The sequence below is a fragment of the Rhizobacter sp. P5_C2 genome, from assembly GCF_054049715.1.
This window is the reverse complement of record NZ_JBFULV010000051.1, coordinates 1-24,920: the sequence shown is the minus strand read 5'-3', so window position 1 is coordinate 24,920 and position 24,920 is coordinate 1. Positions and strand designations below refer to the sequence as shown.

Here is a 24,920-nt window from a genome sequence, read left to right as displayed (position 1 = left end):
GCAATGACCAAGTTCGTCTTTGTCACCGGCGGTGTGGTGTCCTCGCTGGGCAAGGGCATCGCGGCTGCATCACTTGCAGCGATTCTCGAATCGCGCGGCCTCAAGGTCACCCTCATCAAGCTGGATCCGTACCTCAACGTCGATCCGGGCACCATGTCCCCCTTCCAGCACGGCGAGGTGTACGTCACCGACGACGGCGCCGAAACCGACCTCGACCTCGGCCACTACGAGCGCTTCATCACGACGCGCATGAAGAAGGCCAACAACTTCACCACCGGCCAGATCTACAAGAGCGTGCTCGAGAAAGAGCGCCGCGGCGACTACCTCGGCAAGACGGTGCAGGTGATCCCGCACGTCACCAACGAGATCCAGGAATTCATCAAGCGCGGCGCGGCCTTCGGCACCGAGCAGGCGGTCGATGTCGCGATCGTCGAGGTCGGCGGCACCGTCGGCGACATCGAATCGCTGCCCTTCCTCGAAGCCGCGCGTCAGATGAGCCTGCGCATGGGCCCGAACAACACCGCGTTCGTGCACCTGACCTACGTGCCGTGGATCGCCGCCGCCGGCGAGCTGAAGACCAAGCCCACCCAGCACACCGTGCAGAAGCTGCGCGAGATCGGCATCCAGGCCGATGCGCTGCTGTGCCGCGCCGACCGCCGCATCCCCGACGAAGAGCGCGAGAAGATCTCGCTCTTCACCAACGTGCCCGAATGGGGCGTGATCTCGGTCTGGGATGCCGACACCATCTACAAGGTGCCGCGCATGCTGCATGAGCAGGGCCTCGACGGCCTGATCTGCGACAAGCTGCGCATCAACACCCCGCCGGCCAACCTGAAGCGCTGGGATGCGCTGGTCGACGAGGTCGAGCACCCGAAGCGCGAGGTCACGATCGCGATGTGCGGCAAGTACACCGACCTGTCCGATTCGTACAAGTCGCTGAACGAGGCGCTGCGCCATGCCGGCATCCACAACCATGCCCGCATCAACATCGAGTACGTCGATTCCGAGACGCTGACCACCGACAACGTGAGCCAGCTCGCGCGCTACGACGCGATCCTGGTGCCCGGCGGCTTCGGCAAGCGCGGCGTCGAGGGCAAGATCCTCACCGCCCAGTTCGCCCGCGAGCACAAGCTGCCCTACCTCGGCATCTGCCTGGGCATGCAGGTCGCCACGATCGAGATCGCGCGCCACAAGGCGGGCCTCGCGAACGCCAACAGCACCGAGTTCGACCCCGAGACGCCGAACCCGGTGATCGCGCTGATCGACGAGTGGCAGGACGCCGACGGCTCGATCCAGACCCGCGACGCGAACTCCGATCTCGGCGGCACGATGCGCCTGGGCGCGCAGAGCTCCGACGTGGTGCCCGGCACGCTCGCGCACGAGATCTACGGCGATGTCGTCAACGAGCGCCACCGCCACCGCTACGAGGCCAACGTCAACTACCTCGACCAGTTGCGCGAGGCCGGCCTCGTGATCTCGGCGCTGACGCAGCGCGAGAAGCTGACCGAGATCGTCGAGCTGCCGCGCACCGTGCACCCGTGGTTCATGGGCGTGCAGTTCCACCCGGAGTTCAAGTCGACGCCGTGGGAAGGCCACCCGCTGTTCCGCTCCTACATCCAGGCCGCGCTCGCGCACCAGACCGCCCGCAGCGAGCGGCCGCAACCCGAGAAGGCCGCGGCATGAAGCTCTGTGGATTCGACGTCGGCCTCGACAAGCCCTTCTTCCTGATCGCCGGGCCCTGCGTCGTCGAGACGGAGCAATTGCAGCTCGACGTCGCCGGCCAGCTGAAGGAAATGACGACCGCGCTCGGCATCCCGTTCATCTTCAAGTCGAGCTACGACAAGGCGAACCGCTCGTCGGGCACCTCGTTCCGCGGCCCCGGCATGGAGCGCGGGCTCGAGATCCTGGCCAAGGTCAAGCGCGAGATCGGCGTGCCGGTGCTGACCGACGTGCACAGCACCGAGGAGATCGAGCGCGTGGCCGCCATCGTCGACGTGCTGCAGACGCCCGCCTTCCTGTGCCGCCAGACCGATTTCATCCGCGCGGTCGCGCAGTCGGGCAAGCCGGTCAACATCAAGAAGGGCCAGTTCCTCGCGCCCGGCGACATGAAGAACGTCATCGACAAGGCCCGTGCCGCCGCGCACGACAAGGGCCTGCCGGAAGACAGCTTCATGGCCTGCGAGCGCGGCGCGAGCTTCGGCTACAACAACCTCGTCAGCGACATGCGCTCGCTGGCCATCATGCGCGACACGAACGCCCCGGTGGTGTTCGACGCGACCCACTCGGTGCAGCTGCCCGGCGGCCAGGGCACGAGTTCCGGCGGCCAGCGCGAGTTCGTGCCGGTGCTGGCGCGCGCGGCCATCGCGGTCGGCGTGGCGGGCGTCTTCATGGAGACGCACCCGAACCCGGCCGAGGCACTGAGCGACGGCCCGAACGCGGTGCCGCTGAAGCGCATGAAAGAGTTGCTGTCCACGCTGGTCGAACTCGACCGCATCACGAAGAAGAACGGCTTTCTCGAAGCCGATTTCAACTGACTGCCAGAATCACCTAGCAGTTGATCAACCAGCAGTTGTCGAAACCCTGAAGGAAGACTGAATGAGTGCCATTGTTGACATCGTCGGCCGCGAGATCCTCGACAGCCGCGGCAACCCGACCGTCGAATGCGACGTGCTGCTGGAATCCGGCGTGATGGGCCGCGCCGCGGTGCCCTCGGGCGCGTCCACCGGCTCGCGCGAAGCGATCGAGCTGCGCGACGGCGACAAGAACCGCTACCTCGGCAAGGGCGTGCTGAAGGCCGTCGAGCATGTGAACACCGAGATCAGCGAAGCCGTGCTCGGCCTCGACGCGTCGGAGCAGGCCTTCCTCGACCGCACGCTGATCGACCTGGACGGCACCGAGAACAAGAGCCGCCTGGGCGCGAACGCGACGCTGGCCGTCTCGATGGCCGTGGCGCGCGCCGCGGCCGAAGAAAGCGGCCTGCCGCTGTACCGCTACTTCGGCGGCTCGGGCGCGATGCAGATGCCGGTGCCGATGATGAACGTCATCAACGGCGGCGCGCACGCGAACAACAGCCTCGACCTGCAGGAGCTGATGATCATCCCGGTGGGTGCCCCGAGCTTCCGCGAAGCGATGCGCTATGGCGCCGAAGTGTTCCACGCGCTGAAGAAGATCATCAACGACAAGGGCATGAGCACCGCGGTCGGCGACGAAGGCGGCTTCGCACCCAGCGTCGCGAGCCACGAGGCGGCGATCCAGCTGATCCTGCAGGCGATCGACAAGGCCGGCTTCGTGGCCGGCGAGCAGATCGCGCTCGGCCTCGATTGCGCCGCCAGCGAGTTCTACAAGGACGGCAAGTACGTGCTGAGCGCCGAAGGCCTGACGCTGAGCGCGCCCGAGTGGACCGACATCCTCGCGACCTGGGTCGACAAGTACCCGATCATCAGCATCGAAGACGGCATGGCCGAAGGCGACTGGGACGGCTGGAAGCACATCACCGAGCGCCTGACGACCAAGGTGCAGCTGGTGGGCGACGACCTGTTCGTCACCAACACCAAGATCCTGAAGGAAGGCATCGACAAGCGCATCGCGAACTCGATCCTGATCAAGATCAACCAGATCGGCACGCTGACCGAAACCTTCGCCGCGATCGAGATGGCCAAGCGCGCCAACTACACCGCGGTGATCAGCCACCGTTCGGGCGAGACCGAAGACTCGACCATCGCCGACATCGCGGTCGGCACCAACGCCGGCCAGATCAAGACCGGCTCGCTCAGCCGCTCGGACCGCATGGCGAAGTACAACCAGCTGCTGCGCATCGAAGAAGACCTCGGTGACGTGGCCAGCTACCCCGGCCGCGCGGCCTTCTACAACCTGCGCTGATCCGCTGCTGTCTTCGACGTGCGCCTCGTCACCCTCGGCCTCATCGCGCTGCTGGTTCTCGTCCATGCCGAACTCTGGTTCGGCAAGGGCGGCGTGCCGCGCGTGATGGAGCTGCAGGCCAAGCTCGACCAGAAGAAGGGCGAGAACGACGCGGCGCGCATGCGCAACGAGCGCCTGGTCGCCGAGGTCAGCGACCTGAAGGAAGGCCTCGAGATGGTCGAGGAGAAAGCGCGCTTCGAACTCGGCATGGTCAAGCCGGACGAGATCTACGTCCAGGTGTCGACCGCCAAACGCCCCTGACATGACGGATCTGCTGCAGTGGATGCAGCCGCTGTTCGCCCAGGCCTTCGTGCTGTGGGGCGCACCCGTCAGCTGGGTGGAGGTGGTCGCCTTCGTGCTGGCGATCGCGATGGTGGTGTGCAACATCCGCGTCAACCCGATCGGCTGGCCGCTGGCCATCGTCAGCTCGCTGCTCTACGTCGCGCTCTTCTGGGACAACAAGCTGTACGGAGACGCCAGCCTGCAGGTGTTCTTCGCGCTCGTCGCCGGCTGGGGCTGGTGGCAGTGGCTGCGCGGCACGCAGGAGGGCGGCCACGCGCTGCGGGTGCGCTCGATGGGCGGGCGCGGCCGGCTCGCGGTGGTCGCCGCGACGCTCGCGCTGTGGCCGGTGCTCGGCTGGTTCCTGAAGCATTACACCGACACCGACGTGCCCTGGTGGGATGCCTTCCCCACCGCGGCCAGCGTGGTCGGGCAGTGGCTGCTCGGCCGCAAGTACGTCGAGAACTGGCCGATGTGGGTGGTCGTCAACACCGTCAGCATCGCGCTGTTCGCGTACAAGGGGCTGTGGCTCACGGCCGTGCTGTACGCGATCTTCCTCGGCATGTCGTTCGCCGGCTGGCGCGCGTGGCAGCGGGTCGAACGCGCGGCATGAACGGGCACGTCATCGCCATCGTCGGCGCCGAGAGCACCGGCAAGACGACGCTCGCCGGCGAACTGCAGGCAGCCTTGCAGCATGACGGGCGCTCGGTCGCCCTCGTCGGCGAATACCTGCGCGAGTTCTGCGACCGGCACGCGCGCACGCCACGCGTCGACGAGCAGGCGGGCATCGCGCAGGAGCAAACGCGCCGCATTGCCGCGGCAGCCGCAACGCACGAGATCGTGATCTCCGACACCACCGCGCTGATGATCGCGGTCTACAGCGAGCAGGTGTTCGGCGACCGCAGCCTGTACGACAGCGCGATCGAGGCGCAGCACGGCTGCACGCTGACGCTGCTGACGGCGCTCGACATCCCGTGGCAGGCTGACGGCCTGCAGCGCGACGGGCCGCAGGTGCGCGAGCCGGTCAATGCGCTGGTGCGCGCGGCGCTGTCGCGCGGCGGGCTCGGCTATTCGGTGGTGGCGGGCACCGGGCCGTCGCGGCTGTCGCATGCGCTGCTGGCGGTGCGCCACGCGCTGCTCGCGCCGTCGGTGCTCGACGAGGCGCGTGCGAACCCGCGCTGGCAGTGGGTCTGCGAGCGCTGCGGCGATGCCGAATGCGAGCGGCACCTGCTGCCGCGTTGACCCTCCGGGCTCAGGTCATCGTCCCGGCGATCACGACGACGACGATCACCACGCCGATCGTCAGGTTCACCGCCACCCAGTCGCGGATCGCCTTCAGCGCGACGCCACCAGCCGCCCAGTCCTGCGCGGCGCTCGCGCGCTGCACGCGCTTGAAGAGCGCGAAGCGGATGTGCCCGAAGATCGCGACCATCAGCAGACCGAGCCCGGCCATCACGCTCCATTCGAGCGGCATGTTGAACGGCCCGCCGGTCGCCTTGGTCGTCGTCGCGACCCGGCCCACCATCCAGCCGCCGCTCAGCACGGTGACCAGCGCGACCCACAGCACGATGCCGAAGAAGCGCTGCAGCACCGCCTGCATCAGCGGCACGCGCTCGGCCGGCGGCAGGTGCGCCGCGCCGGGCCGCAGGCAGAACAGCGCGAAGAACATGCCGCCGAGCCAGACGATCACCGACAGGAAGTGCAGCGTTTTGAGGCTGGCGTAGAGCATCGCGGGAGTCCTTCAGGGGTTCAGTTGAGCGTCGTGCTGCCGGGTGGCTGGTCGCGCGCGATCGTGAAGAGCTCGCCGACGTCGACCGCATCGAAGTGGTATTTCAGCCCGCAGAAATCGCAGCCGACCTCGACCCGGCCCTGCTCGGCGACCACGCCGTCGACCTCCTCGCGGCCCAGGCCCTTCAGCATCGCGCCGACCCGCTCGCGCGAGCAGGTGCAGGCGAAATGCGGCCCGAGCTCGCCGGTCATCGGCGGGAAGCGGCGCACCGACTCTTCCCAGAACAGCCGGCGCAGCACGGTGTCGGCGTCGAGCGTCAGCAACTCGTCGGCGGTGAGCGTCGAGGCCAGGTGCGAGACGCGGTTGTAGGCCTCGTTCAGGCCGATGTCGTCTTCATTGCGGCGGCCGGCGAGGTTGCCCTCGCCTTCGATCGGCAGGCGCTGGATCAGCAGGCCGGCGGCCACCTCGTCGTTGGCCGCGAGGATCAGCCGGGTGTCGAGCTGCTCCGACTGCAGCATGTAGTGCTCGAGCACGTCGGCGAGCTTGTGCAGCGGCTCGCCGCGGTCGCCATGCAGCGCGACCACGCCCTGGTACGGCTGCTGGCCGGGGCCGCGCGGTTTCGGGTCGAGCGTGATCGCGCAGCGGCCCTTGCCGGCCACGTTGACCATCGCGTCGAGGCGTGCATCGGGAGCGACCTCGCCGACCACCTTGGCGGTGACGCGGAACGCGAGGTCCGACTGCACCTCGGCCACCGCGAGCTTGACCGGCCCGTCGCCGAAGATCTGCATCACCAGCGAGCCTTCGAACTTGATGTTCGACTGCATCAGCACCGCCGCGGCCGACATCTCGCCGAGCAGCGCGCGCACCGCGGGCGGGAAGGCATCGGACGACTCGGCGCGCCGGCGCAGGATCTCGACCCACGAATCGGTCAGCCGCACCAGCATGCCGCGCACCGGCAGGCCTTCGAACAGGAATTTGTGAAGCTCGCTCATCAGGTGATTTCTTTCAGCCCCGCCTGGTAGCGGCGGGCGTTCTCGACATAGTGGGCGGCGCTCTTCTCGAGCCCTTGCCTCTGCTCGGGCGACAACTGGCGCACCACGCGGGCCGGCGTGCCGAGGATCAGCGAGCCGTCCGGAAAGCTCTGGCCTTCGGTGACCAGCGCGCCAGCGCCGACCAGGCAGTGGCTGCCGATCTTCGCGCCATTGAGCACCACGGCCTGGATCCCGATCAGCGAATGATCGCCGATCGTGCAGCCGTGCAGCATCGCCTGGTGGCCGACCGTCACGTTCTCGCCGACCGACACCGGGAAGCCCGCATCGGCGTGCACCACGCTGTTGTCCTGGACGTTGCTGCCGCGGCCGATCGCGATGCGCTCGGTGTCGCCACGGATCACGACGCCGAACCAGACGCTCGCGTCGTCGCCCAGGCTCACGTTGCCGATCACGCGGGCGCTGTCGGCGACCCAGGCCGACGCGGCGATGTCGGGAGACAGGTCCCCCAATTGATAGACGGCCATGGCGAGCGCCCGAAATGCACAGCCTATGATTCTAGGGATGAACCCGCGACAGCGCGCCCTGGAGGTCTTGAGCCTGCGTGACCCCACCGAGAAGGCCGCCGCGGCGCGCGCGCTGTTCGAGCAGCTCGATGCGGCGCTGATCGACCCCGATGAAGCCATCGCCGTGCCGGCGCAGCTGCCCGGCCGGCCCGAGCGCCCTCGCCTGGTGCCGCCGAAGGAGGTGGCGATGCGCTCGGCCTTCACGCCCGAGGGGCGCGCGGCCTTGCTGCATGCGATCGCGCACATCGAGTTCAACGCGATCAACCTGGCGCTCGATGCGGCGTTCCGCTTCGCCGGCATGCCGGTGGCGTTCTATGCCGACTGGCTGCGCGTCGCGAGCGAAGAGGCGCTGCACTTTTCGCTGCTGCGCGCGCACCTGCGCAGCGGCGGCCACGACTACGGCGATTTCGACGCGCACGACGGCCTGTGGCTGATGACGCAGCGCACCGCGGGCGACGTGGTCGCGCGCATGGCGCTGGTGCCGCGCACGCTGGAAGCGCGCGGGCTCGATGCGACGCCGCCGCTGCAGGCCAAGTTCCGCAAGGCCGGCGACGAGCGCACGGTCGAGATCCTCGACGTGATCCTGCGCGACGAGATCGGCCACGTCGCGATCGGCAACCAGTGGTACCGCTGGCTGTGCCGGCGCGACGGGCTCGACCCGATCGCGCACTACGCGGTGCTGGTGCGCGACTACCAGGCGCCGCGGCTGCGTCCGCCGTTCAACCGCGAGGCCCGCGAGGCGGCGGGGTTCAGCGCAGAGGAGCTGGCGTACCTGAGCGAGCCGTGATCGGAGGCGGCTCGGCCACGAACCACCGCTTCAACCCGAGGAAGTGCTTCTCGAACAGGTGGTACGACGCCATCGCGAGCGCCAGTGTGACGAGCGTGCCGGCCGCGATGTAGCCCACCGCGACGGCGACGCCGGCATGCTCGTACAGCCCGAGCGCCTGCAGCGCCGGCTTGCCGGCCAGGTCGTGCAGCGGCTTGTGGAAGATGTACATCGCATAGCTGTAGCGGCCCAGCATGCGCAGCGGCGCGGCCCTCAGCCAGCCGACCCAGCCGCGCGCCGCGACCGCATCCCCGGCAGCGGCAGCCACCACCCCCAGCGCGAACACCACCGCCAGCACGCTGTAGCCCAGCGTCTGCCCGAGCACCGATGTGCGCGGGTAGCCGCGCGTCGCGACGAAGCCGATCGCCGCCAGCACCAGCGCCCCGACGATCAAGCGCTGCCGCAGCGCGATCGCCCGCGCCGGCGCGCCGGGCAGTTGCAGCCACGCCGCCGCCGCGCCGCCGATCGCCAGCGCATCCAGCCGCGTCACGGTGAACGAGTACACCGGGTCCGGCCCCAACCCCGCTGCCAGCATGCCGATGCGCACGCCGAGGATCGCCACCGCGATCGCGCCGCACCAGCGCAGCACCTGCGCAGCCGAGCGCCGGTGCACCAGCAAGGGCCACAACAAGTAGAACTGCTCCTCGACCGCAAGCGACCAGAAATGCGGGAACGCATGCGTCGCGCCACCGTAGGGGCCCGACCAGTTCGACAGGTACAGCCACAGCCATGCCTGCTGCGGCCGGTCGACCTCCCAGCGCGCCGGCATCGCGCCCAGCGCCGGCAGCACGATGAAGGCGATCGCGAGCGTCGCGTAGTACAGCGGGAAGATGCGCAGCAGCCGCCGCCCGAAGAAGGCGGAGTAATAGTTCGGCGCGTCCTGCGTCTGCAGCAGGATGCGCGTGATCAGGAAGCCGCTCAGCACGAAGAACATCTGCACGCCGATCCAGCCGAGGTCGAACGCGAGTTCGAACACCCGCCCGACCAGGTCGGACGGCCCTTCGAGGACCTGGAAGTTGTGGCACAGCACCAGCACGATGGCCAGGCCGCGCACGCCATCGAGCGCGGGAAGGTGCTGCGGGATGCGCGCAGCGGGAGACGAATTCATGGGGCGTTCCGGGATCGAGGCGCGTTTGTAGCATCGCGCGGCGCCACGCGACACCCCGTATCCACGGGCCGCGGCGGCCCCGGCGACGCGCCGGCCGGCCCGCTCGGAAACCGGTTTCGGCAGGCTTACACTGCAGCGGCCCGCGACTTGCTAGCTCGCGGACCCAAGCATCCCGTTCTCACACAACAGACCACCCCAGGGGTATCCATGACAGCATTGAACACCCGTCGCTTCCTGCAAACAGCCGGCCTGGCCGTCGCCGGCCTGCTGCTCGCCGCCTGCAGCAAGCAGGAGCCCACCGCCGCCGCGCCGGCCGCCTCGGCACCGGCCGTCGTCGCGTCCGCACCGGCCCCGGCCCCTGCCAAGGTGTACGCCGTCGGCACCGACGCCGCCTACGCACCGTTCGAGTCGCAGAACGAGAAGGGCGAAATCGTCGGCTTCGACATCGACGTCGTCACCGCCGTCGCGAAGAAGGCCGGCATCGAGGTGAAGTTCACCAACACGCCGTGGGAAGGCATCTTCAACACGCTCGGCCAGGGCGACCGCGACCTGCTGGTCTCGGCCATCACGATCACCGACGAGCGCAAGCAGACGATGGACTTCGCCGGTCCCTACTTCGACGCGCAGCAGCTGATCGCCGTCAAGAAGACCTCGAAGATCTCGAAGTTCGACGACCTGAAGAAGCTGAAGGTCGGCGTGCAGACCGGCACCACCGGCGACGAGGTCGTCAGCAAGCTGCAGGGCAAGACCAGCACCAACATCAAGCGTTTCGAGTCGACCCCGCTCGCGCTGAAGGAACTGGAAGCCGGTGGCGTCGATGCGGTCGTGGCCGACAACGGCGTGGTCATCAACTACGTCGCCAACAACGCCGACAGCAAGTTCAAGACGGTCGCCGACAAGGCCTTCGCGCCCGAGCAGTACGGCATCGCGGTCAAGAAGGGCAATGCCGAGCTGCTCGCGAAGCTGAACAAGGGCCTGGCCGACATCAAGGCCGACGGCACCTACGACCAGATCTTCACGAAGTACTTCGGCGCAGCCGCCGCCGCGCCGGCCGCTTCGGCCGCGTCGGCCGCTTCGAAGTAAACCCGCGCTGAGCCGGTCATGGACTTGCGCTGGAGCATTCTGGCCGGCTACGGCCCGCTCTTCCTGTCGGGCCTGTGGAACACGATCCTGCTGACGCTGATCGCGATCGGCGCCGGGCTGCTGCTCGGCGTCGCGCTCGGCCTGGTCAGCAGCTCGCGTGACGCGCCGCCGCCGAAATCGCTGGCGGCACGCTGGTTCCTGACCGCGCTGCGCTCGGTCACGCTCGCGTACGTGACCTTCTTCCGCGGCACGCCGCTGTTCGTGCAGATCCTGCTGGTGCACTTCGCGCTGATGCCGGCGCTGATCCACCCGGACGGCGGCCTGCTGCTCAGCGGCGAGGCCGCCCGCGACTTCCGCCAGGAGCACGGCGCGTTCTTCTCCGGCGCGCTCGCGCTGACGCTCAATGCCGGCGCCTACATCTCCGAGATCTTCCGCGCCGGCATCCAGAGCATCCACCTCGGGCAGACCCAGGCCGCCTACAGCCTGGGCCTCACGCACCCGCAGGCGATGCGCTTCATCGTGCTGCCGCAGGCCTTCCGCCGCATGATGCCGGCGCTGGTCAACGAGGGCATCACGCTGATCAAGGACTCGTCGCTGGTGTCGGCGATCGGCCTGGCCGAGCTCGCGCTGGCCGCCCGCACCGTGGCCGGCACCTACTCGCGCTACTGGGAGCCCTACCTCGCGATCTCGGCGCTGTACCTCGTGCTGACCTTGCTGCTCTCGCTGCTGGCCAAGCGCCTCGAAGCGCCCGCTCACTTGCGTGGTCGGTGAGCCCTTGCGGCTTCGGCCGCAGTCAGATGTCGTACCGTCACAACGTTTCTGGCAGCGTTTCACGTGTTCGTGCTGTCGGCTTTCGATATCGAAGCCTCCCCCGCATAACATTTGCGTCTTGCACCTTCAAGACAAAAGCAACGGGTGCATCACGTACATGCAATCCCCAACCCCAAGGACAGCTTCCATGAAACGCTCCCTCATCGTCGCCGCTGTGGCCACCGTCGCCGCCGGCACCTCGTTCGCGCAAAGCAGCGTCACCATCTACGGTCGCCTGAACGACTCCATCGAAAGCCAGAAGGTCGGCGACGACAAGAAGACCGTGCTGCAGAACAATGCATCGCGTCTCGGCTTCAAGGGTGTCGAAGACCTGGGCGGCGGCCTGAAGGCAGGCTTCCAGCTGGAACACGGCCTGAATGCCGACGACGGCAAGCAAAGCCAGTCGGCTTTCTGGGCTCGCCAATCCGAAGTCTTCCTGCAAAGCGCCACGCTGGGCACGATCCGCCTGGGCAACTTCACGAGCGAGTCGTACTACGCGACGGCCGACTACGTGAGCATGCACAACCATGACACCGGCACGTCGGAAGACAAGCTCTACAACTACGTCATGCGCGACACGAACAAGGTCGCCTACCGCGCCCCCGAGTTCGTGAAGAACCTGTCGCTGGAAGCCGCCGTGTCGGCCGGCGAAGGCGTTGCCGGTCAAGAGAAGGCCTATGACTTCGCCGCCAACTACTCGGTCGGCGACCTGGCCCTGGGTGCCGGCTTCTCGAAGAACAAGTCGGACAAGCAGTTCGGCGTTCGCGCGCTGTACACGCTGGGCGCGTTCACGTTCGGCGGCTACTACCAGCGCGCCGAGCTGGGCACCACCTACTCTCCGAACAACGGCAAGATCAACGTCGTCCGCCTGTCGGGCATGTACGCCGTCGGCGCTTCGGAATTCCACCTGAACTTCGGCCTGGCCGGCAAGGTCGACGGCAACGCCGACACCGATGCGAAGCAAGCCACCGTCGCGTACAACTACAACCTGAGCAAGCGCACCAAGGTCTACGCCTTCTACACGAAGGTCGACAACAAGTCGCAAGCCTCGTACTTCCCGAACGCCAATGGTTCGGAAGGCGTGGACTTCAGCTCCTTCGCCTTGGGCGTGCGCCACAACTTCTGATCCTTGCTCCCGCAAGGTCGAAGCCGAAAGGCCGGTCGAAAGACCGGCCTTTTTTGCTTTCAGCCGAGGAAGTAGCGCTTCAGGCCGGCCAGCACCATCTCGACGGCGATCGCCGTCAGCACGAGGCCCATCAGCTTCTCGATCGCCGAGACGACCGAATCGCCCAGCAGGCGGCGGATGCGGTCGCACAACATCAGCACCGCGCCCGACACCGCCATCGCCGCCGTCAGCGCGGCCACCCAGTCGAGCAGGCGGTCGGGCTGGCGCGAGGCCAGCAGCAGCACGGTCGCCATCGCCGACGGGCCCGCCAGCAGCGGCACCGCGAGCGGAAAGATCAACGGCTCCTTGCCCTCGGTCGTGCCGTAGACGCCGCCTTCGTGGCTGAAGATCATCCGGATCGCGACCATCAGCAGGATCACGCCGCCGGCGACTTCGAGCGAGCGCTCCGACAGGTGCATCACGCGCAGGAAGCCATTGCCGAAGAACATGAAGAAAAACAGAACGCCGAACGCGATGCCGACCTCGCGCATCGCGACCCAGCGGCGCCGCGGCTTCGGCACGTCGCGCATGATCGGGATGAAGATCGGCAGGCTGCCCAGCGGATCGAGCACCAGCAGCAGCAGCACGAAGGCCGAAAGAAAGCTGTGGTCCATGCTCAGCGGCCCCGCCAGAAGAGCGCGTCCAGCTCCTTCATCGTGATCTGCCGCCAGGTCGGCCGGCCGTGGTTGCACTGGTCGGAGCGCTCGGTGCGCTCCATGTCGCGCAGCAGCGCGTTCATCTCGTCGATCGTCAGCTGCCGGTTCGCGCGCACCGCGCCGTGGCAGGCCATCGTCGACAGCAACTCATCTTGCGCGCGCTGGATCACGCTGCTGGCGTCGTACTGCGACAGCTCGGCCAGCACGCTGCGCGCGAGCTCGACCACGTCGCCGCCGACCAGCGCCGCCGGCTGCGAGCGCACCGCCAGCGTCGTGGCCGACAGCGGCGAGACGTCGAGCCCCAGCGTGCGCAGGTTGTCGGCCTGCGCCTGGGCGGTCGCGATCTCTTGCGCGGTCGCGGCGAAGGTGGCCGGGATCAGCAAGGGCTGGCTGTCGATCGCCGTGCTGCCGAGGCTGGCCTTCAGTCGCTCGTAGACGATGCGTTCGTGCGCCGCGTGCATGTCGACGATCACCAGGCCGTGGTGGTTCTCGGCCAGCACGAACACGCCGCCGATCTGCGCGATCGCGCGGCCGAGCGGCCATTCGTCGCGCTGGAAGTCGAGGGCGGGCGCCGACGTGGAAGGCACCGCCGACAGCGCCCCGGCAGCCGGTGCAAGGCGTGCCGCCGGTGCGGCCTCGCCACCGCCCCACAGCGTCGCCACCTGCTGCAGCCCGAGCGCGCCCTGCACCTGCGGGCGCATCGGCGACGGCGCGAAGCTGCCCCCACCAAACGGCGCCGGCCGCGCCGCCGGCACCGCCGAGTAACCCGCCAGGTGTTCCGACGCGAGCAGCACGCCCGCCACGCCACCGGCCTCGTCGCCCGCTGCCGCCGCGGCGCGCGGCGCGGCCAGCGCAGCCTCCACTGCCCGGCGAACTGCCTGGTGCACCTCGCGTGAATCGCGGAAGCGCACCTCGATCTTGGTCGGGTGCACGTTCACGTCGACGCGGTCGGGCGCGATCTCGATGAACAGCACGTACGCCGGCTGGCGCCCGCCGTGCAACACGTCTTCGTAGGCGGAACGCACGCCATGGGCGATCAGCTTGTCGCGCACGTAGCGGCCGTTGACGTACACGTACTGCTGGTCGGCGCGCGCGCGGGCGGCGGCCGGCGTGCCGGCGCGCCCGGTGATGCGCATCGGGCCGACCTCGAGCAGCACCTCGCAGCTCTGCTCGACGAACTCGTCGCCCATCACGTCGCGGATGCGCTGCGCCTGCGCCGCGCGGCGCCATTGCTGCGAGAGCTTGCCCTCGTGCCACACCGCGAAGCCGACGTCCGGCCGGGCCAGCGCATGGCGGCGCACCGCATCGAGGCAATGCGCGAACTCGGTCGCGTCGGTCTTCAGGAACTTGCGGCGCGCCGGCGTGCTGAAGAACAGCTCGCGCACCTCGACGCTGGTGCCGATGCCGCGCGCCGCCGGCACCAGCTCGCCCGAGCGCGCATCGAGGCGCTGCGCATGCGGCGCGCCTTCGGTGCGGCTCGCGATGGCGAGTTCGGCCACCGACGCGATGGCGGCCAGCGCCTCGCCGCGAAAGCCCATCGTGACGACGCCCTCCAGCTCGGCCAGCGACGCGATCTTGCTGGTGGCATGGCGGCGCAGCGCGAGCGGCAACTCGCCGCTCGGGATGCCCTGCCCGTCGTCCTCGACCAGGATGCTGCGCACCCCGCCGGCCACCAGCTTGACGGTGATCTCGCGGCCGCCGGCATCGAGCGCGTTGTCGACCAGCTCGCGCACCACCGAGGCCGGCCGCTCGACCACCTCGCCGGCGGCGATCTGGCTGATCAGCTCATCGGGCAGCTCGCGGATCGGACGGCGGGGGGCGGGCTGCAAAAGGGCATTCATCGGGGAATTGTAGGAGGCTCGTGATAATGCGCCGATGCACGACCTGACCCTGCTCGTCACGCTCGCCGGCGGCCTCGCGTTCGCACTCGTCTTCGGGGCGCTGACGCGCCGCATCGGGCTGTCGACACTGGTCGGCTACATGCTGGCCGGCATCGTGGTCGGGCCGTTCACACCGGGTTTCGTGGCCGATGCGGGCCTCGCGTCGCAGCTGGCCGAGATCGGCGTGATCCTGCTGATGTTCGGCGTCGGCATGCACTTCCACCCGCAGGAGCTGCTGCGGGTGTGGAAGCTGGCGGTGCCGGGGGCGATCGGGCAGAGCGCGGTGGCCGGCGTCGCCGGCTGGGCGCTGGCGCGCTCCTTCGGCTGGTCGCATGCGGCCGGCGCGATCTTCGGCATGGCGCTGGCCGTCGCGAGCACCGTGGTGCTGATGCGCATGCTGGTCGAGCAGAACCGGCTCGCGAGCCGCGACGGCCATGTCGCGGTGGGCTGGCTGATCGTCGAGGACCTGTTCACCGTCGGTGCGCTGGTGGTGCTGCCGCTGCTCGCACCGCCGGCCGAAGGGGCGGCAGGCGCCACGCAGTCATTGGGCATGGCGCTGCTGATGGCGCTCGGCAAGGTCGTCGTCTTCGCGCTGCTGGTCGGCGTGGTCGGCACGCGCGTGGTCGGGCGAGTGCTCGAGAAAGTGGCGCGCACGCAGTCGTCGGAGCTGTTCACGCTGACGGTGTTCGTCGTCGCGCTGGGCGTCGCGGTGCTGGCGGCCGAGGTGTTCCACGTGTCGGTGGCACTCGGCGCGTTCTTCGCCGGGCTGGTGGTCGGGCAATCGCGCTTCGGCCCGCAGGCGGCGGCCGACATGGCGCCGTTCCGCGACGTGTTCTCGGCGCTGTTCTTCGTCTCGGTCGGCATGCTGTTCAACCCGAGCTTCGTCGTGCAGCAGCCGTGGATGGTGCTGGGCGTGCTTGCGATCGTGCTGGTGATCAAGCCGCTGATCGCGGTCGCGATCGTCGCGGTGCTGCGCGAGCCCCCGCGCACCGCCGCGACGGTGGCGGTGGGTCTCGCGCAGATCGGCGAGTTCTCGTTCATCCTCGCGAGCCTGGGGCTGTCGATCGGCGTGCTGCCGCGCGAGGCGATGGACGCGCTGGTGGTCGGCGCGATCGTCTCGATCGCGGTCAACCCGCTGCTGTTCCGCTGGATCGGCAAGCGGGTCGCGGAGCCGGATGCGGCGCACGTCGAACCCACCGCCGCGCCGGCCGACGCGGCGGCGCACACCGCGCCGGCTGTGCTGCTGTGCGGTTACGGCGCGCTGGGCCGGCGCATCGCGGCGCGCTGCGTCGAGAACGGCATCGCGGTCGCCGCGGTGCACAACGATCCGGACATCGAAGCGGTGCCCGGCATGACGCTGGTGTTCGGCGACCCGACCCGCGGCGAGGTGCTGCAGGCGGCCGGCATTGCCGACGCGCGGCTGCTGGTCGTTGCCGACCTGCTGCTGGGCGCCAAGATCCAGGTCTGCACGCAGGCGCGACGGCTGAACCCGCGCATCGTGATCAGCGGCAGCGCGAACACCGATGCCGAGCGCGCGTGGCTGGAGGAGTTCGGCGCGCAGTTCGTCAGCGACGCGCGCGACGAGCAGAGCGCGCAGATGGCGCGGGCGATCAAGACGTTGCTGTAGCCGCCGTGAAGCTCGAGGTGGTCGCAATTTGCGACCACCGATAATCGCCGCCCATGGACATCGCCCACTTCATCCTTGATTTCATCCTGCACGTCGACGTGCACCTCGCAAACTTCGTCGCGGCCTACGGCACCTGGGTGTACGCGCTGCTGTTCCTGATCATCTTCGTCGAGACCGGCGTCGTCGTGATGCCCTTCCTGCCGGGCGACTCGCTGCTGTTCGTCGTCGGCGCGCTGTGCGGTGCGGGGCTGATGAGCCTGCCGCTGTCGATCGGGCTGCTGGTGGCCGCGGCGATCCTGGGCAACCAGAGCAACTACGCGATCGGCCGCTACTTCGGGCCACGGGTGTTCCAGTGGGAGAACTCGCGCTTCTTCAACAAGCGGGCCTTCGAGCAGGCCCATGCGTTCTACGAGAAGTACGGCGGCATCACGATCATCGCGGCGCGCTTCATGCCCTTCCTGCGCACCTTCGCGCCGTTCGTGGCCGGCGTCGCGCAGATGACGCGCCGCAAGTTCACGCTGTACGACGTGAGCGGCGCGGTGCTGTGGGTGGGTGGCGTCACGATGGCCGGGTTCCTGTTCGGCAACATCCCTTGGGTCAAGGAGCACCTCGACAAGATCATCTGGGGCGCGATCCTGCTGCCGGGCTTGCTGGTGCTGTTCGGCGCGTGGAAGGCGCGGCGCACTCAGGCCGCGTGATCTACAACTGCCGCTGCCTCGCCAGCGGCGGGTTCTTCGCGAAGTAGCGCCGGATCCCGGTCGTCAGCGCCTCGACCAACTGCAGCTGGTACTGCGGGTCGCGCAGCTTGGCTTCTTCTTCCGGGTTCGAGATGAACGCCGTCTCGACCAGGATCGACGGGATGTCCGGCGCCTTCAGCACCGCGAAGCCGGCCTGTTCGACGCTGCCCTTGTGCAGCTTGCCGACCTTGCCGATCTGGCCCAGCACCTCGCTGCCGAGCTTCATGCTGTCCTTGATCTGCGCGGTCGTGCTCATGTCGAGCATCKCGCGCAGCACCGCGGCGTCCTTGGCCTTGAAGTTGACGCCGCCCACCATGTCGGCCGCGTTCTCCTTGTCGGCCATCCAGCGCGCTGCCGTGCTGGTGGCGCCATGCTGCGACAGCGCGAACACCGACGCGCCGCGCGCCTTCGGCGTCAGGAACGCATCGGCATGGATCGACACGAACAGGTCGGCCTGCACGCGCCGGGCCTTGCGCACCCGGTCCTGCAGCGGCACGAAGAAATCGGCGTCGCGGGTCATCATCGCGCGGAAGCCCGGCAACGCGTTGATGCGGTCGCGCAGCTTCAGCGCCACCTGCAGCACCACGTCTTTCTCGTGCAGCCCGCTCGGGCCGCTCGCGCCGGGATCCTCGCCACCATGGCCGGGATCGAGCGCGACGATGATCAGCCGGTCGATGCGGCCCTGCGACATCGGCGGCACCGTCGCGGCGCCGGAGGCCAGCGGCCCACCGTGCGCTTGCGAGGCCGCGGCCACCGGCGGTTGCGCCGGTGCCGGCAGCGGCTTGATGCTCACCTCCGGCGGCTTGCCGATCTTGCCGATGAACTCGCCGAGGGCATCCTGCACCTCCTGCGCGGCACGCTGCTCGGCCTGTTCCTTGTCCTTGATCAGCGACAGCAGCGGATCGCGCTCTTCGGTCGGATAGAGGTCGAACACCAGCCGGTGCTGGTAGGCCGCCACCGGCGCCAGCGTGAACAGCTGCGGCGCGGTCGCCTGCTTCAGGTCGATCACCAGGCGCACGACGCGCGGCTGGTTCTGCCCGACCCGCACGCCGCCGATGAACGGATCGTCGGAGCGCACCTTGCCGACCAGCTCGCGCAGCGCCGGGCTCAGCTCCAGCCCGTCGATGTCGATGACGAGTCGGTTCGGGTTCTCGGCCAGGAAGTGCTTGACCGACAACGCGCTGTCGGACTCGAGCGTCACGCGGGTGTAGTCGGTGGCCGGCCAGACGCGCACCGCGACGATGCTCGCGCCGAACGCGAGTTCGTTCGCACCGAGCATCAGCACGATGCTGCCGAGGCCTTGAAGCGCGGCGCGGCGCTTCACGACAGCAGCTCCACGCCGAGCGGCGTCTGCGCGGCCAGGCGCACACGGCGCGGCCCTCCACCGTCTTCGCCGGCATCAAGGTCATCGAACGCAATGTCGATCCGCAGGTCGGCCAGCGGCAGCAGCCCCTCCGCCCGCTCCGGCCACTCGGCGATCTTCAGCCCCGGCGCCCCGAACACGTCGCGAAAGCCGGCGTCCTCGAACTCCTGCGGGTCCTCGAAGCGGTAGAAATCGAAATGCGAGATGACCGGTGCGCCCGGCAACGGATACTGCTCCATCACCGCATAGGTCGGGCTCTTGATGCGACCGGTGACGCCGAGGGCCTGCAGCAGGTGGCGCGTGAAGGTGGTCTTGCCGGCGCCCAGCGGGCCGTGCAGTTCGATGAAGGCCCTGCGCAGCGCGGGATGGGCCGCCAGCCGCTGCGCAGTGGCGGCGCAGGCGGCCTCGTCGGGCCAGGGCAGCGATCGGGTTTCTAGAATCGTCAAATGACCGAAGCTCAGCAGTTGGACGGTGATGGCCTCGTCGCGCAGTTGCGCGAATGGGGCCTCGCGCTCGGATTTTCACAGATCGGCGTGGCCGATGTGGATCTGTCCTCCGCCGAGGCAGGGCTTCTGGCGTGGCTGCGCGACGGTTTCCATGGCGAGATGGGCTACATGGCCGCGCACGGCCTGAAGCGCGCACGCCCGGCCGAGCTGGTGCCGGGCACCGTGCGGGTCATCACCGCGCGCATGGACTACCTGCCGAACGGGACCCCCGACGACTGGCAGGCCGTCGAATGGGACCGCCTCGCGTCGCCCGCACAGGCCACCGTGTCGGTCTATGCCCGCGGCCGCGACTACCACAAGGTGCTGCGCAACCGGCTGCAGAAACTCGCCGACCGCCTGCAGCAGGAGGTCGGCCCGCGCGGCCACCGGGTGTTCACCGATTCGGCACCGGTGCTCGAGGTCGAACTCGCGTCGCGCAGCGGCATCGGCTGGCGCGGCAAGCACACGCTGACGCTGCACCGCGAGGCCGGCTCGATGTTCTTCCTCGGCGAGATCTACGTCGACCTGCCGCTGCCGCTGTCGACCCCGGTCACCGGCCATTGCGGCAGCTGCAGCGCCTGCATCGACGTCTGCCCGACGCGCGCCATCGTCGCGCCCTACCGCGTCGATGCGCGGCGCTGCATCTCGTACCTGACGATCGAGCATGCCGGGCCGATTCCGGTCGAGCTGCGCCCGGCCATCGGCAACCGCATCTACGGCTGCGACGATTGCCAACTGGCCTGCCCGTGGAACAAGTACGCCCGACGCAGCCCGCTGCCCGACTTCGACATGCGCGACACGCTCGCCGCGCCCACGCTGCTCGGGCTCTGGGCCTGGACCGAGGCCGACTTCCTGCGCCACACCGAGGGCAGCGCGATCCGCCGCATCGGCCACCAGCGCTGGCGCCGCAACCTCGCGGTGGCGATCGGCAACGCGCTGCGCCACGCGGCCACCCCGGCCGCCGACCGCGCGGCGCTGGCCGCCGCGTTGCAGGCCTCGCGCGAGGGGGCTGACGAACTGGTGCGGGAGCACATAGACTGGGCGCTCTCCGCGTGAGCCGTGGCAGTTGAACGGCACGAACATTGCTGAACCCAATGCCGTCTTCAACGAACTGCCCCGCATGATCGCTCGCCTGCTGTCGCTCCTGTCCCTTGCCTTCACCCTCGCCTTCGCTGTCGCCGGGTCCCCCGCGCATGCCGCGCCGCGCTGCCTGAGCGACTGCACGCCGCGCATCGGCATCGTCTCGGCCTTCGGTGCCGAGGCCGACATCCTGGTCGCCAACACGCAGGGCCGGCGCAGCTTCACCGTCAACGGCAACCGCTTCACGACCGGCACGCTGCGCGGCAACCGGGTCGTCATCGTGCTGAGCGGCGTCAGCATGATCAACTCGACGATGGTCACGCAGCTGATGCTCGACCACTTCCACGTGCAGCGGCTCATCATGAGCGGCATCAGCGGCGGCGTGAACCCGGCCCACCACGTCGGCGACGTGATCGTGCCCGAGCGCTGGGCGATGCCGCTGGAGGTCTACTGGAACCACGACGGCACGCCGCCGGCGCCCTGCGGCGCGGCCGGCGACGTGAGCTGCCTCGGGCTGAAGCTCGCCGAGGTCAACGGCAAGACGGTGCCGCCCTTCGTCGGCGCCGCGCCGGTCGGCGGGCTGTTCATGCGGCAGAACTTCGTGATGAGCCGCGAGCGCGCGCCGCAGGGCGAGTTCCGCTTCGACTACGAGGCCGATCCGGCGATGCTGGACGTGGCCCGCGCGATCACGCCAACGCTCGCGCGCTGCGGCCCGAAGGCCTTCAAGCCCGGCGTGGCCGAGCCCGACCCGAAGCTGTGCGTCGCGACGCAGCCGCGCGTGGTGGTCGGCGGGCGCGGCGTGTCGGGCACGCTGTTCCTCGCGAACCCGGCTTACCGCACCTATCTGTTCGAGCAACTGCAGGCCGAGACCTTCGAGATGGAGACCGCGGCGCTCGCGCACGTGGCCCACGCGAACGGCGTGCCCTACATCGCGTTCCGCAGCCTCAGTGACCTGGCCGGCGCGGAAGAATTCAACGCCGACGTCGGCGCGCTGTTCGCCAGCGGGCTGGCCGAGACCAATGAAGCGGCCGTCACGATGGCCTTCCTCGAGGCCTGGAAGGCCCGCACCATTCCCCGGAGACAAAAGAAATGAAGACGAAGACGATCCTTGCCTTGATGCTGGCCACGGCCGCCTCGCTGGCCCAGGCGCAGACACCCGCGGCCCCGCGCCCGCTGAAGGTGCTGATCATCGCGATGTTCGAGCCCGAGGCCGCCCCGTGGATCGCGCCGATGAAGCTGACCGAGGCGATCCCGGTGCCCGGCCTGCTGCCCGAGAGCCCGGCGCTGCGCTGCAACGCCGACGACGTCTGCCTGCTGACTGCGGGCATGGGGCATGCGAACGTCGCCGCGTCCACGATGGCCGTCACGCTCGACCCGCGCTTCGACCTGCGGCAGACCTACTTCCTGATCGCCGGCATCGCGGGCATCGACCCGGCGCGCGGCACGCTCGGCACCGCCGCGTGGGCACGCTACCTGGTCGATGTCGGCATCGCGCACGAACTCGATGCACGCGAGATGCCCAAAGGCTGGGCGTCCGGCTACTTCGGCATCATGACCAAGGGCCCGGGCGAGAAGCCGAAGCTCGAGTACCACACCGAGGTCGCGCAACTCGACGAGGCGCTGCTGCAGAAGGCGCTGGCGCTCAGCAAGAACGCGACGCTCGCCGACAGCGACGCTGCGAAGGCCTATCGCAAGCGCTACAGGCAGCCCGCGGCCCGCCAGGCCCCCACCGTGACCCAGTGCGACACGCTGGGCGGCGACACCTGGTGGCACGGCGACAAGCTGGGCGAGCACGCCCGCGCCTGGACGAAGCTGATGACCGACGGCAAGGGCGTCTACTGCACGACCCAGCAGGAAGACAACGCCACCTACAACGCGCTGGCCCGGGCGGCGGCGGCCGGCCGCGTCGATGTGAAGCGGCTGGCCGTGCTGCGCACCGCGTCGAACTTCGACCGCCCCCATTCGGGGCAGAGCGCCTATGCGTCGCTGATGGCGTCGACCGCCGGCACGCCGGGCGGCTTCGTGCCGGCCACGCAGAACCTCTACGCGGTGGGCGGGCTGCTGGTGTCCGACATCGTCGCGCACTGGGAGCAGTGGCGCGTCGGCGTGCCCGCGCCCTGAGCCGCGCCCCCCCGATGCACCTGAACGTGGCATGGCAGTTGCTGTTGCCCTCCATTCACTCACCCACACGGATGTACCCATGCCCCATCAAGCGGCCCCGTTCGCGCTGACCCGCGCCTCCCTCTGCATCGGACTGGCCCTGGCCGCACTGGCGGCCCAGGCCCAGGAGGCCAGCGTGCTGGCCCCCGTCACCGTGACGGCCGAGCGCCGCGCCGAGAACGCGAAGGACGTGCCGATGTCGATCTCGACGCTCGGCGGCGAGAAGCTCGACGTGCTGAACTCGTCCGGCGAAGACATCCGCATGCTGTCCGGCCGCGTGCCCAGCCTGAACATCGAATCGTCGTTCGGCCGCGCCTTTCCGCGTTTCTACATCCGCGGCTACGGCAACACCGATTTCCACCTGAACGCCTCGCAGCCGGTCTCGCTGATCTATGACGACGTGGTGCAGGAGAACCCGATCCTGAAGGGCTTCCCGGCCTTCGACCTGGAGCGCATCGAGGTGCTGGCCGGCCCGCAGGGCACCCTCTTCGGCCGCAACACGCCGGCCGGCGTCGTCAAGTTCGATTCGGTCAAGCCGCAGCTGAAGAAGAACGAGGGCTACGGCAGCATCAGCTACGGCAGCTTCGGGACCACCAATGTCGAAGGGGCGTGGAACGCGTCGGCGAGCCCCGATTTCGCGGCCCGCGTGTCGATCCAGTCGCAGCACCGCGACGACTGGGTCGACAACAACTACCGCCCGTCGCAGACCGACAAGCTCGAGGGCTACGACGACAACGCGATCCGCCTGCAGGCGCTGTACCAGCCGAGCAGCAGTTTCAGCGCGCTCGGCAACGTGCACATGCGCGACCTGAAGGGCACGGCACGGCTGTTCCGCGCCAACATCATCAAGAAGGGCAGCAACGACCTCGTCGACGGCTTCGACGAGAAGTCGGTGACGATCGACGGCAAGAACGAGCAGACGCTGTCGAACTTCGGCAGCAGCCTGCGGCTGCGCTGGGCGTTCGATACCGTGGCGCTGAACTCGATCACCGGGTTCGAGCACCTGTACACCTACAGCCGCGGCGACGTGGACGGCGGCTACGGCGCCCCGTACGCACCGGACGGCGTGAGCGGCCCCGGCACCATCCCGTTCTCGAGCGAGACCTCGGACGCACTGAACGGCCACCGCCAGTACTCGCAGGAGTTCCGGCTCGAGTCGCTCGGCGGCGGCCCGCTGAAGTGGCAAAGCGGCGTCTACCTGTTCCGCGAGCGCTACCTGATCAACAGCGTCAGCTACGACACCATCTTCCACGGTCCCGACACCTCGGTGCAGACCACGCAGGTCAACAACGCCTGGGCGGTGTTCGGGTCGGCCAACTACCAGTTCACGCCACAGCTGAACGTGCGCGGTGGGCTGCGCTACACGCACGATGAGAAATATCTGGCGACGACGACCGCCGACACGGTGATCGATCGCACCGCCGGCACCACCGCCGACACCAGCGACTCGAAAGTCAGCTGGGACCTGAGCGGCACCTACGTGCTGACGCCTGACGTGAACGTGTATGCCCGCGTTGCGACGGGCTTCCGCGCGTCCAGCCTGCAGAACGCATCGGCCTTCGGTCCGCAGTCGAAGGCCGGCCCGGAAACCAATATCTCGTACGAAGCCGGCGTGAAGGCCGACCTGTGGAACAAGCGGGCGCGCACGGCGTTCAGCGTCTTCCACTACGACGTGAAGGACCAGCAGCTGAGCGCGGTCGGCGGCGACGGGAACACGACCCAGCTCGTCACCGCGAAGAAGGCGATGGGGCAAGGCGTCGAGTTCAACTTCGATGCCTACCTGACCGACACGCTGCTGCTGGGCCTGAATGGCAGCTACAACATGACGAAGATCAAGGACGGTGATGTCGTCGTGGCGGGCTGCGCGCAGTGCACGATGAGCGACCCGAGCGGGCACATCGACGGCAACCCGCTGCCGCAGGCGCCGAAGTGGATCGGCAACGTGACGCTGCGCTACGGCATGCCGACGGCATCGGGCGGCGAGTACTTCGTCTACACCGACTGGGCATACCGCAGCAAGATCAACTTCTTCCTGTACGAGTCGACCGAGTTCACCGGCAAGTCGCTGCTGACCGGCGGGCTGCGGCTGGGCTACCAGTGGGCGAACGGCAAGTACGAGGCGGCGGTGTTCGCGCGCAACATCACGAACGAGATCCAGGTGGTGGGTGGGATCGACTTCAACAACCGGACCGGGTTCATCAACGAGCCGCGGACCTTCGGGGCGCAGTTCAAGGCGAACTTCTAATCTTACTGTGTCACAAGAGTAGTTTTTCTCGTGCCCTTCCGCAGCAGGGGCACTGCCCGAGGCGGGCGATCAGCATGTAGCTGAGTTGATGGCGCAGCGTCGTGATGGAGTTGCTCACGTGACGCTGCGCGCGCAGGACTGCCTCGGGGGATGTAATCCTCGGGAAGGGCAGGCACTTTGCGTTCGATGAAGTTTTTTTTGCCGCCGACGGGCT

Annotated in this window: 24 protein-coding genes and 1 pseudogene; 16 read left to right on the top strand and 9 right to left on the bottom strand. The window is 68.6% G+C overall.

Annotated elements, in window-relative coordinates; all coding sequences use genetic code 11:
- Positions 1-3 precede the first annotated feature (3 nt).
- The 6 genes from pyrG (at position 4) to ACXJLU_RS19190 (ending at position 5,439) form a co-directional block, all read left to right on the top strand.
- Positions 4-1,683, top strand: a complete 1,680-nt coding sequence (gene pyrG / locus ACXJLU_RS19215; protein WP_457333675.1) for a CTP synthase — start codon at positions 4-6, stop codon at positions 1,681-1,683.
- On the top strand, positions 1,680-2,534 hold the full coding sequence (kdsA, locus tag ACXJLU_RS19210; RefSeq protein WP_457333673.1) for a 3-deoxy-8-phosphooctulonate synthase: 855 nt from the start codon (positions 1,680-1,682) through the stop codon (positions 2,532-2,534). The genes pyrG and kdsA overlap by 4 nt, the downstream gene beginning before the upstream one ends.
- A gap of 61 nt (positions 2,535-2,595) precedes the next feature.
- Positions 2,596-3,879: a phosphopyruvate hydratase gene (gene eno, locus ACXJLU_RS19205; protein ID WP_056806403.1), complete on the top strand. Its 1,284-nt coding sequence runs from the start codon at positions 2,596-2,598 to the stop codon at positions 3,877-3,879.
- An 18-nt stretch (positions 3,880-3,897) separates the two neighbouring features.
- Positions 3,898-4,179 (top strand): cell division protein FtsB, encoded by a 282-nt coding sequence (gene ftsB, locus ACXJLU_RS19200; protein ID WP_457333670.1) that lies wholly within the window; start codon positions 3,898-3,900, stop codon positions 4,177-4,179.
- A gap of 1 nt (position 4,180) precedes the next feature.
- A complete protein-coding gene (gene pnuC / locus ACXJLU_RS19195) occupies positions 4,181-4,810 on the top strand; it encodes a nicotinamide riboside transporter PnuC (protein ID WP_457333669.1) in 630 nt (209 codons plus the stop codon).
- Positions 4,807-5,439, top strand: a complete 633-nt coding sequence (locus ACXJLU_RS19190) for an AAA family ATPase (RefSeq protein ID WP_457333667.1) — start codon at positions 4,807-4,809, stop codon at positions 5,437-5,439. The genes pnuC and ACXJLU_RS19190 overlap by 4 nt, the downstream gene beginning before the upstream one ends.
- Positions 5,440-5,449: 10 nt before the next feature.
- Here ACXJLU_RS19190 and ACXJLU_RS19185 read toward each other — a convergent pair whose 3' ends face one another.
- From ACXJLU_RS19185 to ACXJLU_RS19175, 3 genes are read right to left on the bottom strand one after another with little or no spacing between them, the layout of a single operon-like run.
- Positions 5,450-5,926 carry a CopD family protein gene (locus ACXJLU_RS19185; protein ID WP_457333665.1) on the bottom strand — a complete coding sequence of 159 codons (477 nt, stop codon included), beginning with the start codon at positions 5,924-5,926 and terminating at the stop codon, positions 5,450-5,452.
- 20 nt (positions 5,927-5,946) lie between these two features.
- Positions 5,947-6,918: an Hsp33 family molecular chaperone HslO gene (hslO, locus tag ACXJLU_RS19180; protein WP_457333663.1), complete on the bottom strand. Its 972-nt coding sequence runs from the start codon at positions 6,916-6,918 to the stop codon at positions 5,947-5,949.
- On the bottom strand, positions 6,918-7,442 hold the full coding sequence (locus ACXJLU_RS19175) for a gamma carbonic anhydrase family protein (protein WP_457333661.1): 525 nt from the start codon (positions 7,440-7,442) through the stop codon (positions 6,918-6,920). The genes hslO and ACXJLU_RS19175 overlap by 1 nt, the downstream gene beginning before the upstream one ends.
- 37 nt (positions 7,443-7,479) lie before the next feature.
- Between ACXJLU_RS19175 and ACXJLU_RS19170 the strand changes: the two genes are divergently transcribed.
- A complete protein-coding gene (locus ACXJLU_RS19170; protein ID WP_457333659.1) occupies positions 7,480-8,268 on the top strand; it encodes a ferritin-like domain-containing protein in 789 nt (262 codons plus the stop codon).
- Here the strand turns inward: ACXJLU_RS19170 and ACXJLU_RS19165 are convergent.
- On the bottom strand, positions 8,231-9,415 hold the full coding sequence (locus tag ACXJLU_RS19165) for an acyltransferase family protein (protein ID WP_457333657.1): 1,185 nt from the start codon (positions 9,413-9,415) through the stop codon (positions 8,231-8,233). The two genes, ACXJLU_RS19170 and ACXJLU_RS19165, sit on opposite strands and share 38 nt — an antisense overlap.
- Before the next feature lie 207 nt (positions 9,416-9,622).
- Between ACXJLU_RS19165 and ACXJLU_RS19160 the strand changes: the two genes are divergently transcribed.
- From ACXJLU_RS19160 to ACXJLU_RS19150, 3 genes are all read left to right on the top strand, one after another.
- Positions 9,623-10,498: a basic amino acid ABC transporter substrate-binding protein gene (locus ACXJLU_RS19160; RefSeq protein WP_457333655.1), complete on the top strand. Its 876-nt coding sequence runs from the start codon at positions 9,623-9,625 to the stop codon at positions 10,496-10,498.
- An 18-nt stretch (positions 10,499-10,516) separates the two neighbouring features.
- Entirely contained in the window at positions 10,517-11,269 is a 753-nt protein-coding gene (locus ACXJLU_RS19155; protein ID WP_073466300.1) for an amino acid ABC transporter permease, read from the top strand.
- 187 nt (positions 11,270-11,456) lie between these two features.
- Positions 11,457-12,434: a porin gene (locus ACXJLU_RS19150; protein ID WP_457333653.1), complete on the top strand. Its 978-nt coding sequence runs from the start codon at positions 11,457-11,459 to the stop codon at positions 12,432-12,434.
- Positions 12,435-12,493: 59 nt separating this feature from the next.
- Here ACXJLU_RS19150 and ACXJLU_RS19145 read toward each other — a convergent pair whose 3' ends face one another.
- Both ACXJLU_RS19145 and mutL read right to left on the bottom strand, forming a co-directional pair.
- Positions 12,494-13,087 (bottom strand): MarC family protein, encoded by a 594-nt coding sequence (locus tag ACXJLU_RS19145; RefSeq protein ID WP_200798977.1) that lies wholly within the window; start codon positions 13,085-13,087, stop codon positions 12,494-12,496.
- A 2-nt stretch (positions 13,088-13,089) separates the two neighbouring features.
- Entirely contained in the window at positions 13,090-14,970 is a 1,881-nt protein-coding gene (gene mutL, locus ACXJLU_RS19140; protein WP_457333651.1) for a DNA mismatch repair endonuclease MutL, read from the bottom strand.
- A gap of 34 nt (positions 14,971-15,004) precedes the next feature.
- Here mutL and ACXJLU_RS19135 point away from each other — a divergent pair, with 34 nt between their 5' ends.
- Together ACXJLU_RS19135 and ACXJLU_RS19130 are read left to right on the top strand one after the other, a co-directional pair.
- On the top strand, positions 15,005-16,636 hold the full coding sequence (locus ACXJLU_RS19135; RefSeq protein ID WP_457333649.1) for a cation:proton antiporter: 1,632 nt from the start codon (positions 15,005-15,007) through the stop codon (positions 16,634-16,636).
- A gap of 53 nt (positions 16,637-16,689) precedes the next feature.
- Positions 16,690-17,334 (top strand): DedA family protein, encoded by a 645-nt coding sequence (locus tag ACXJLU_RS19130; protein ID WP_457333647.1) that lies wholly within the window; start codon positions 16,690-16,692, stop codon positions 17,332-17,334.
- Position 17,335: 1 nt separating this feature from the next.
- Here ACXJLU_RS19130 and ACXJLU_RS19125 read toward each other — a convergent pair whose 3' ends face one another.
- Positions 17,336-18,697 (bottom strand): N-acetylmuramoyl-L-alanine amidase, encoded by a 1,362-nt coding sequence (locus tag ACXJLU_RS19125; RefSeq protein ID WP_457333645.1) that lies wholly within the window; start codon positions 18,695-18,697, stop codon positions 17,336-17,338.
- Entirely contained in the window at positions 18,694-19,182 is a 489-nt protein-coding gene (tsaE, locus tag ACXJLU_RS19120) for a tRNA (adenosine(37)-N6)-threonylcarbamoyltransferase complex ATPase subunit type 1 TsaE (protein WP_457333643.1), read from the bottom strand. The genes ACXJLU_RS19125 and tsaE overlap by 4 nt, the downstream gene beginning before the upstream one ends.
- Between tsaE and queG the strand changes: the two genes are divergently transcribed.
- The 4 genes from queG to ACXJLU_RS19100 all read left to right on the top strand — a co-directional run bounded on the left by queG (position 19,183) and on the right by ACXJLU_RS19100 (position 24,706).
- The gene (gene queG, locus ACXJLU_RS19115; RefSeq protein ID WP_457333641.1) at positions 19,183-20,277 is read left to right on the top strand and encodes a tRNA epoxyqueuosine(34) reductase QueG; all 1,095 of its coding nucleotides are present in this window, start codon (positions 19,183-19,185) and stop codon (positions 20,275-20,277) included.
- Positions 20,278-20,341: 64 nt separating this feature from the next.
- Complete coding sequence (locus ACXJLU_RS19110; RefSeq protein WP_457333639.1) at positions 20,342-21,394, top strand: 5'-methylthioadenosine/S-adenosylhomocysteine nucleosidase; 1,053 nt, start codon at positions 20,342-20,344, stop codon at positions 21,392-21,394.
- Positions 21,391-22,422 carry a purine-nucleoside phosphorylase gene (locus ACXJLU_RS19105; protein WP_457333637.1) on the top strand — a complete coding sequence of 344 codons (1,032 nt, stop codon included), beginning with the start codon at positions 21,391-21,393 and terminating at the stop codon, positions 22,420-22,422. The genes ACXJLU_RS19110 and ACXJLU_RS19105 overlap by 4 nt, the downstream gene beginning before the upstream one ends.
- 79 nt (positions 22,423-22,501) lie before the next feature.
- Entirely contained in the window at positions 22,502-24,706 is a 2,205-nt protein-coding gene (locus tag ACXJLU_RS19100; protein WP_457333635.1) for a TonB-dependent receptor, read from the top strand.
- Between the two features lie 2 nt (positions 24,707-24,708).
- On the opposite strand, the pseudogene ACXJLU_RS19095 reads toward ACXJLU_RS19100, so the two are convergent.
- Positions 24,709-24,920: pseudogene (locus tag ACXJLU_RS19095) on the bottom strand (IS701 family transposase); the annotation flags it as partial.

What these genes read in the sequence shown, in the direction of transcription:
- queG (WP_457333641.1), top strand. Translation starts at nt 19,183, where the DNA reads ATGACCGAAGCTCAGCAGTTGGACGGTGATGGCCTCGTCGCGCAGTTG.
- hslO (WP_457333663.1), bottom strand. Translation starts at nt 6,918, where the DNA reads ATGAGCGAGCTTCACAAATTCCTGTTCGAAGGCCTGCCGGTGCGCGGC.
- ACXJLU_RS19110 (WP_457333639.1), top strand. Translation starts at nt 20,342, where the DNA reads ATGATCGCTCGCCTGCTGTCGCTCCTGTCCCTTGCCTTCACCCTCGCC.
- ACXJLU_RS19170 (WP_457333659.1), top strand. Translation starts at nt 7,480, where the DNA reads ATGAACCCGCGACAGCGCGCCCTGGAGGTCTTGAGCCTGCGTGACCCC.
- eno (WP_056806403.1), top strand. Translation starts at nt 2,596, where the DNA reads ATGAGTGCCATTGTTGACATCGTCGGCCGCGAGATCCTCGACAGCCGC.
- pnuC (WP_457333669.1), top strand. Translation starts at nt 4,181, where the DNA reads ATGACGGATCTGCTGCAGTGGATGCAGCCGCTGTTCGCCCAGGCCTTC.
- pyrG (WP_457333675.1), top strand. Translation starts at nt 4, where the DNA reads ATGACCAAGTTCGTCTTTGTCACCGGCGGTGTGGTGTCCTCGCTGGGC.
- ACXJLU_RS19175 (WP_457333661.1), bottom strand. Translation starts at nt 7,442, where the DNA reads ATGGCCGTCTATCAATTGGGGGACCTGTCTCCCGACATCGCCGCGTCG.
- ACXJLU_RS19190 (WP_457333667.1), top strand. Translation starts at nt 4,807, where the DNA reads ATGAACGGGCACGTCATCGCCATCGTCGGCGCCGAGAGCACCGGCAAG.
- ACXJLU_RS19185 (WP_457333665.1), bottom strand. Translation starts at nt 5,926, where the DNA reads ATGCTCTACGCCAGCCTCAAAACGCTGCACTTCCTGTCGGTGATCGTC.
- ACXJLU_RS19105 (WP_457333637.1), top strand. Translation starts at nt 21,391, where the DNA reads ATGAAGACGAAGACGATCCTTGCCTTGATGCTGGCCACGGCCGCCTCG.
- ACXJLU_RS19155 (WP_073466300.1), top strand. Translation starts at nt 10,517, where the DNA reads ATGGACTTGCGCTGGAGCATTCTGGCCGGCTACGGCCCGCTCTTCCTG.
- ACXJLU_RS19130 (WP_457333647.1), top strand. Translation starts at nt 16,690, where the DNA reads ATGGACATCGCCCACTTCATCCTTGATTTCATCCTGCACGTCGACGTG.
- ACXJLU_RS19165 (WP_457333657.1), bottom strand. Translation starts at nt 9,415, where the DNA reads ATGAATTCGTCTCCCGCTGCGCGCATCCCGCAGCACCTTCCCGCGCTC.
- kdsA (WP_457333673.1), top strand. Translation starts at nt 1,680, where the DNA reads ATGAAGCTCTGTGGATTCGACGTCGGCCTCGACAAGCCCTTCTTCCTG.
- mutL (WP_457333651.1), bottom strand. Translation starts at nt 14,970, where the DNA reads ATGAATGCCCTTTTGCAGCCCGCCCCCCGCCGTCCGATCCGCGAGCTG.
- ACXJLU_RS19135 (WP_457333649.1), top strand. Translation starts at nt 15,005, where the DNA reads ATGCACGACCTGACCCTGCTCGTCACGCTCGCCGGCGGCCTCGCGTTC.
- ACXJLU_RS19150 (WP_457333653.1), top strand. Translation starts at nt 11,457, where the DNA reads ATGAAACGCTCCCTCATCGTCGCCGCTGTGGCCACCGTCGCCGCCGGC.
- ACXJLU_RS19100 (WP_457333635.1), top strand. Translation starts at nt 22,502, where the DNA reads ATGCCCCATCAAGCGGCCCCGTTCGCGCTGACCCGCGCCTCCCTCTGC.
- ACXJLU_RS19160 (WP_457333655.1), top strand. Translation starts at nt 9,623, where the DNA reads ATGACAGCATTGAACACCCGTCGCTTCCTGCAAACAGCCGGCCTGGCC.
- ACXJLU_RS19145 (WP_200798977.1), bottom strand. Translation starts at nt 13,087, where the DNA reads ATGGACCACAGCTTTCTTTCGGCCTTCGTGCTGCTGCTGCTGGTGCTC.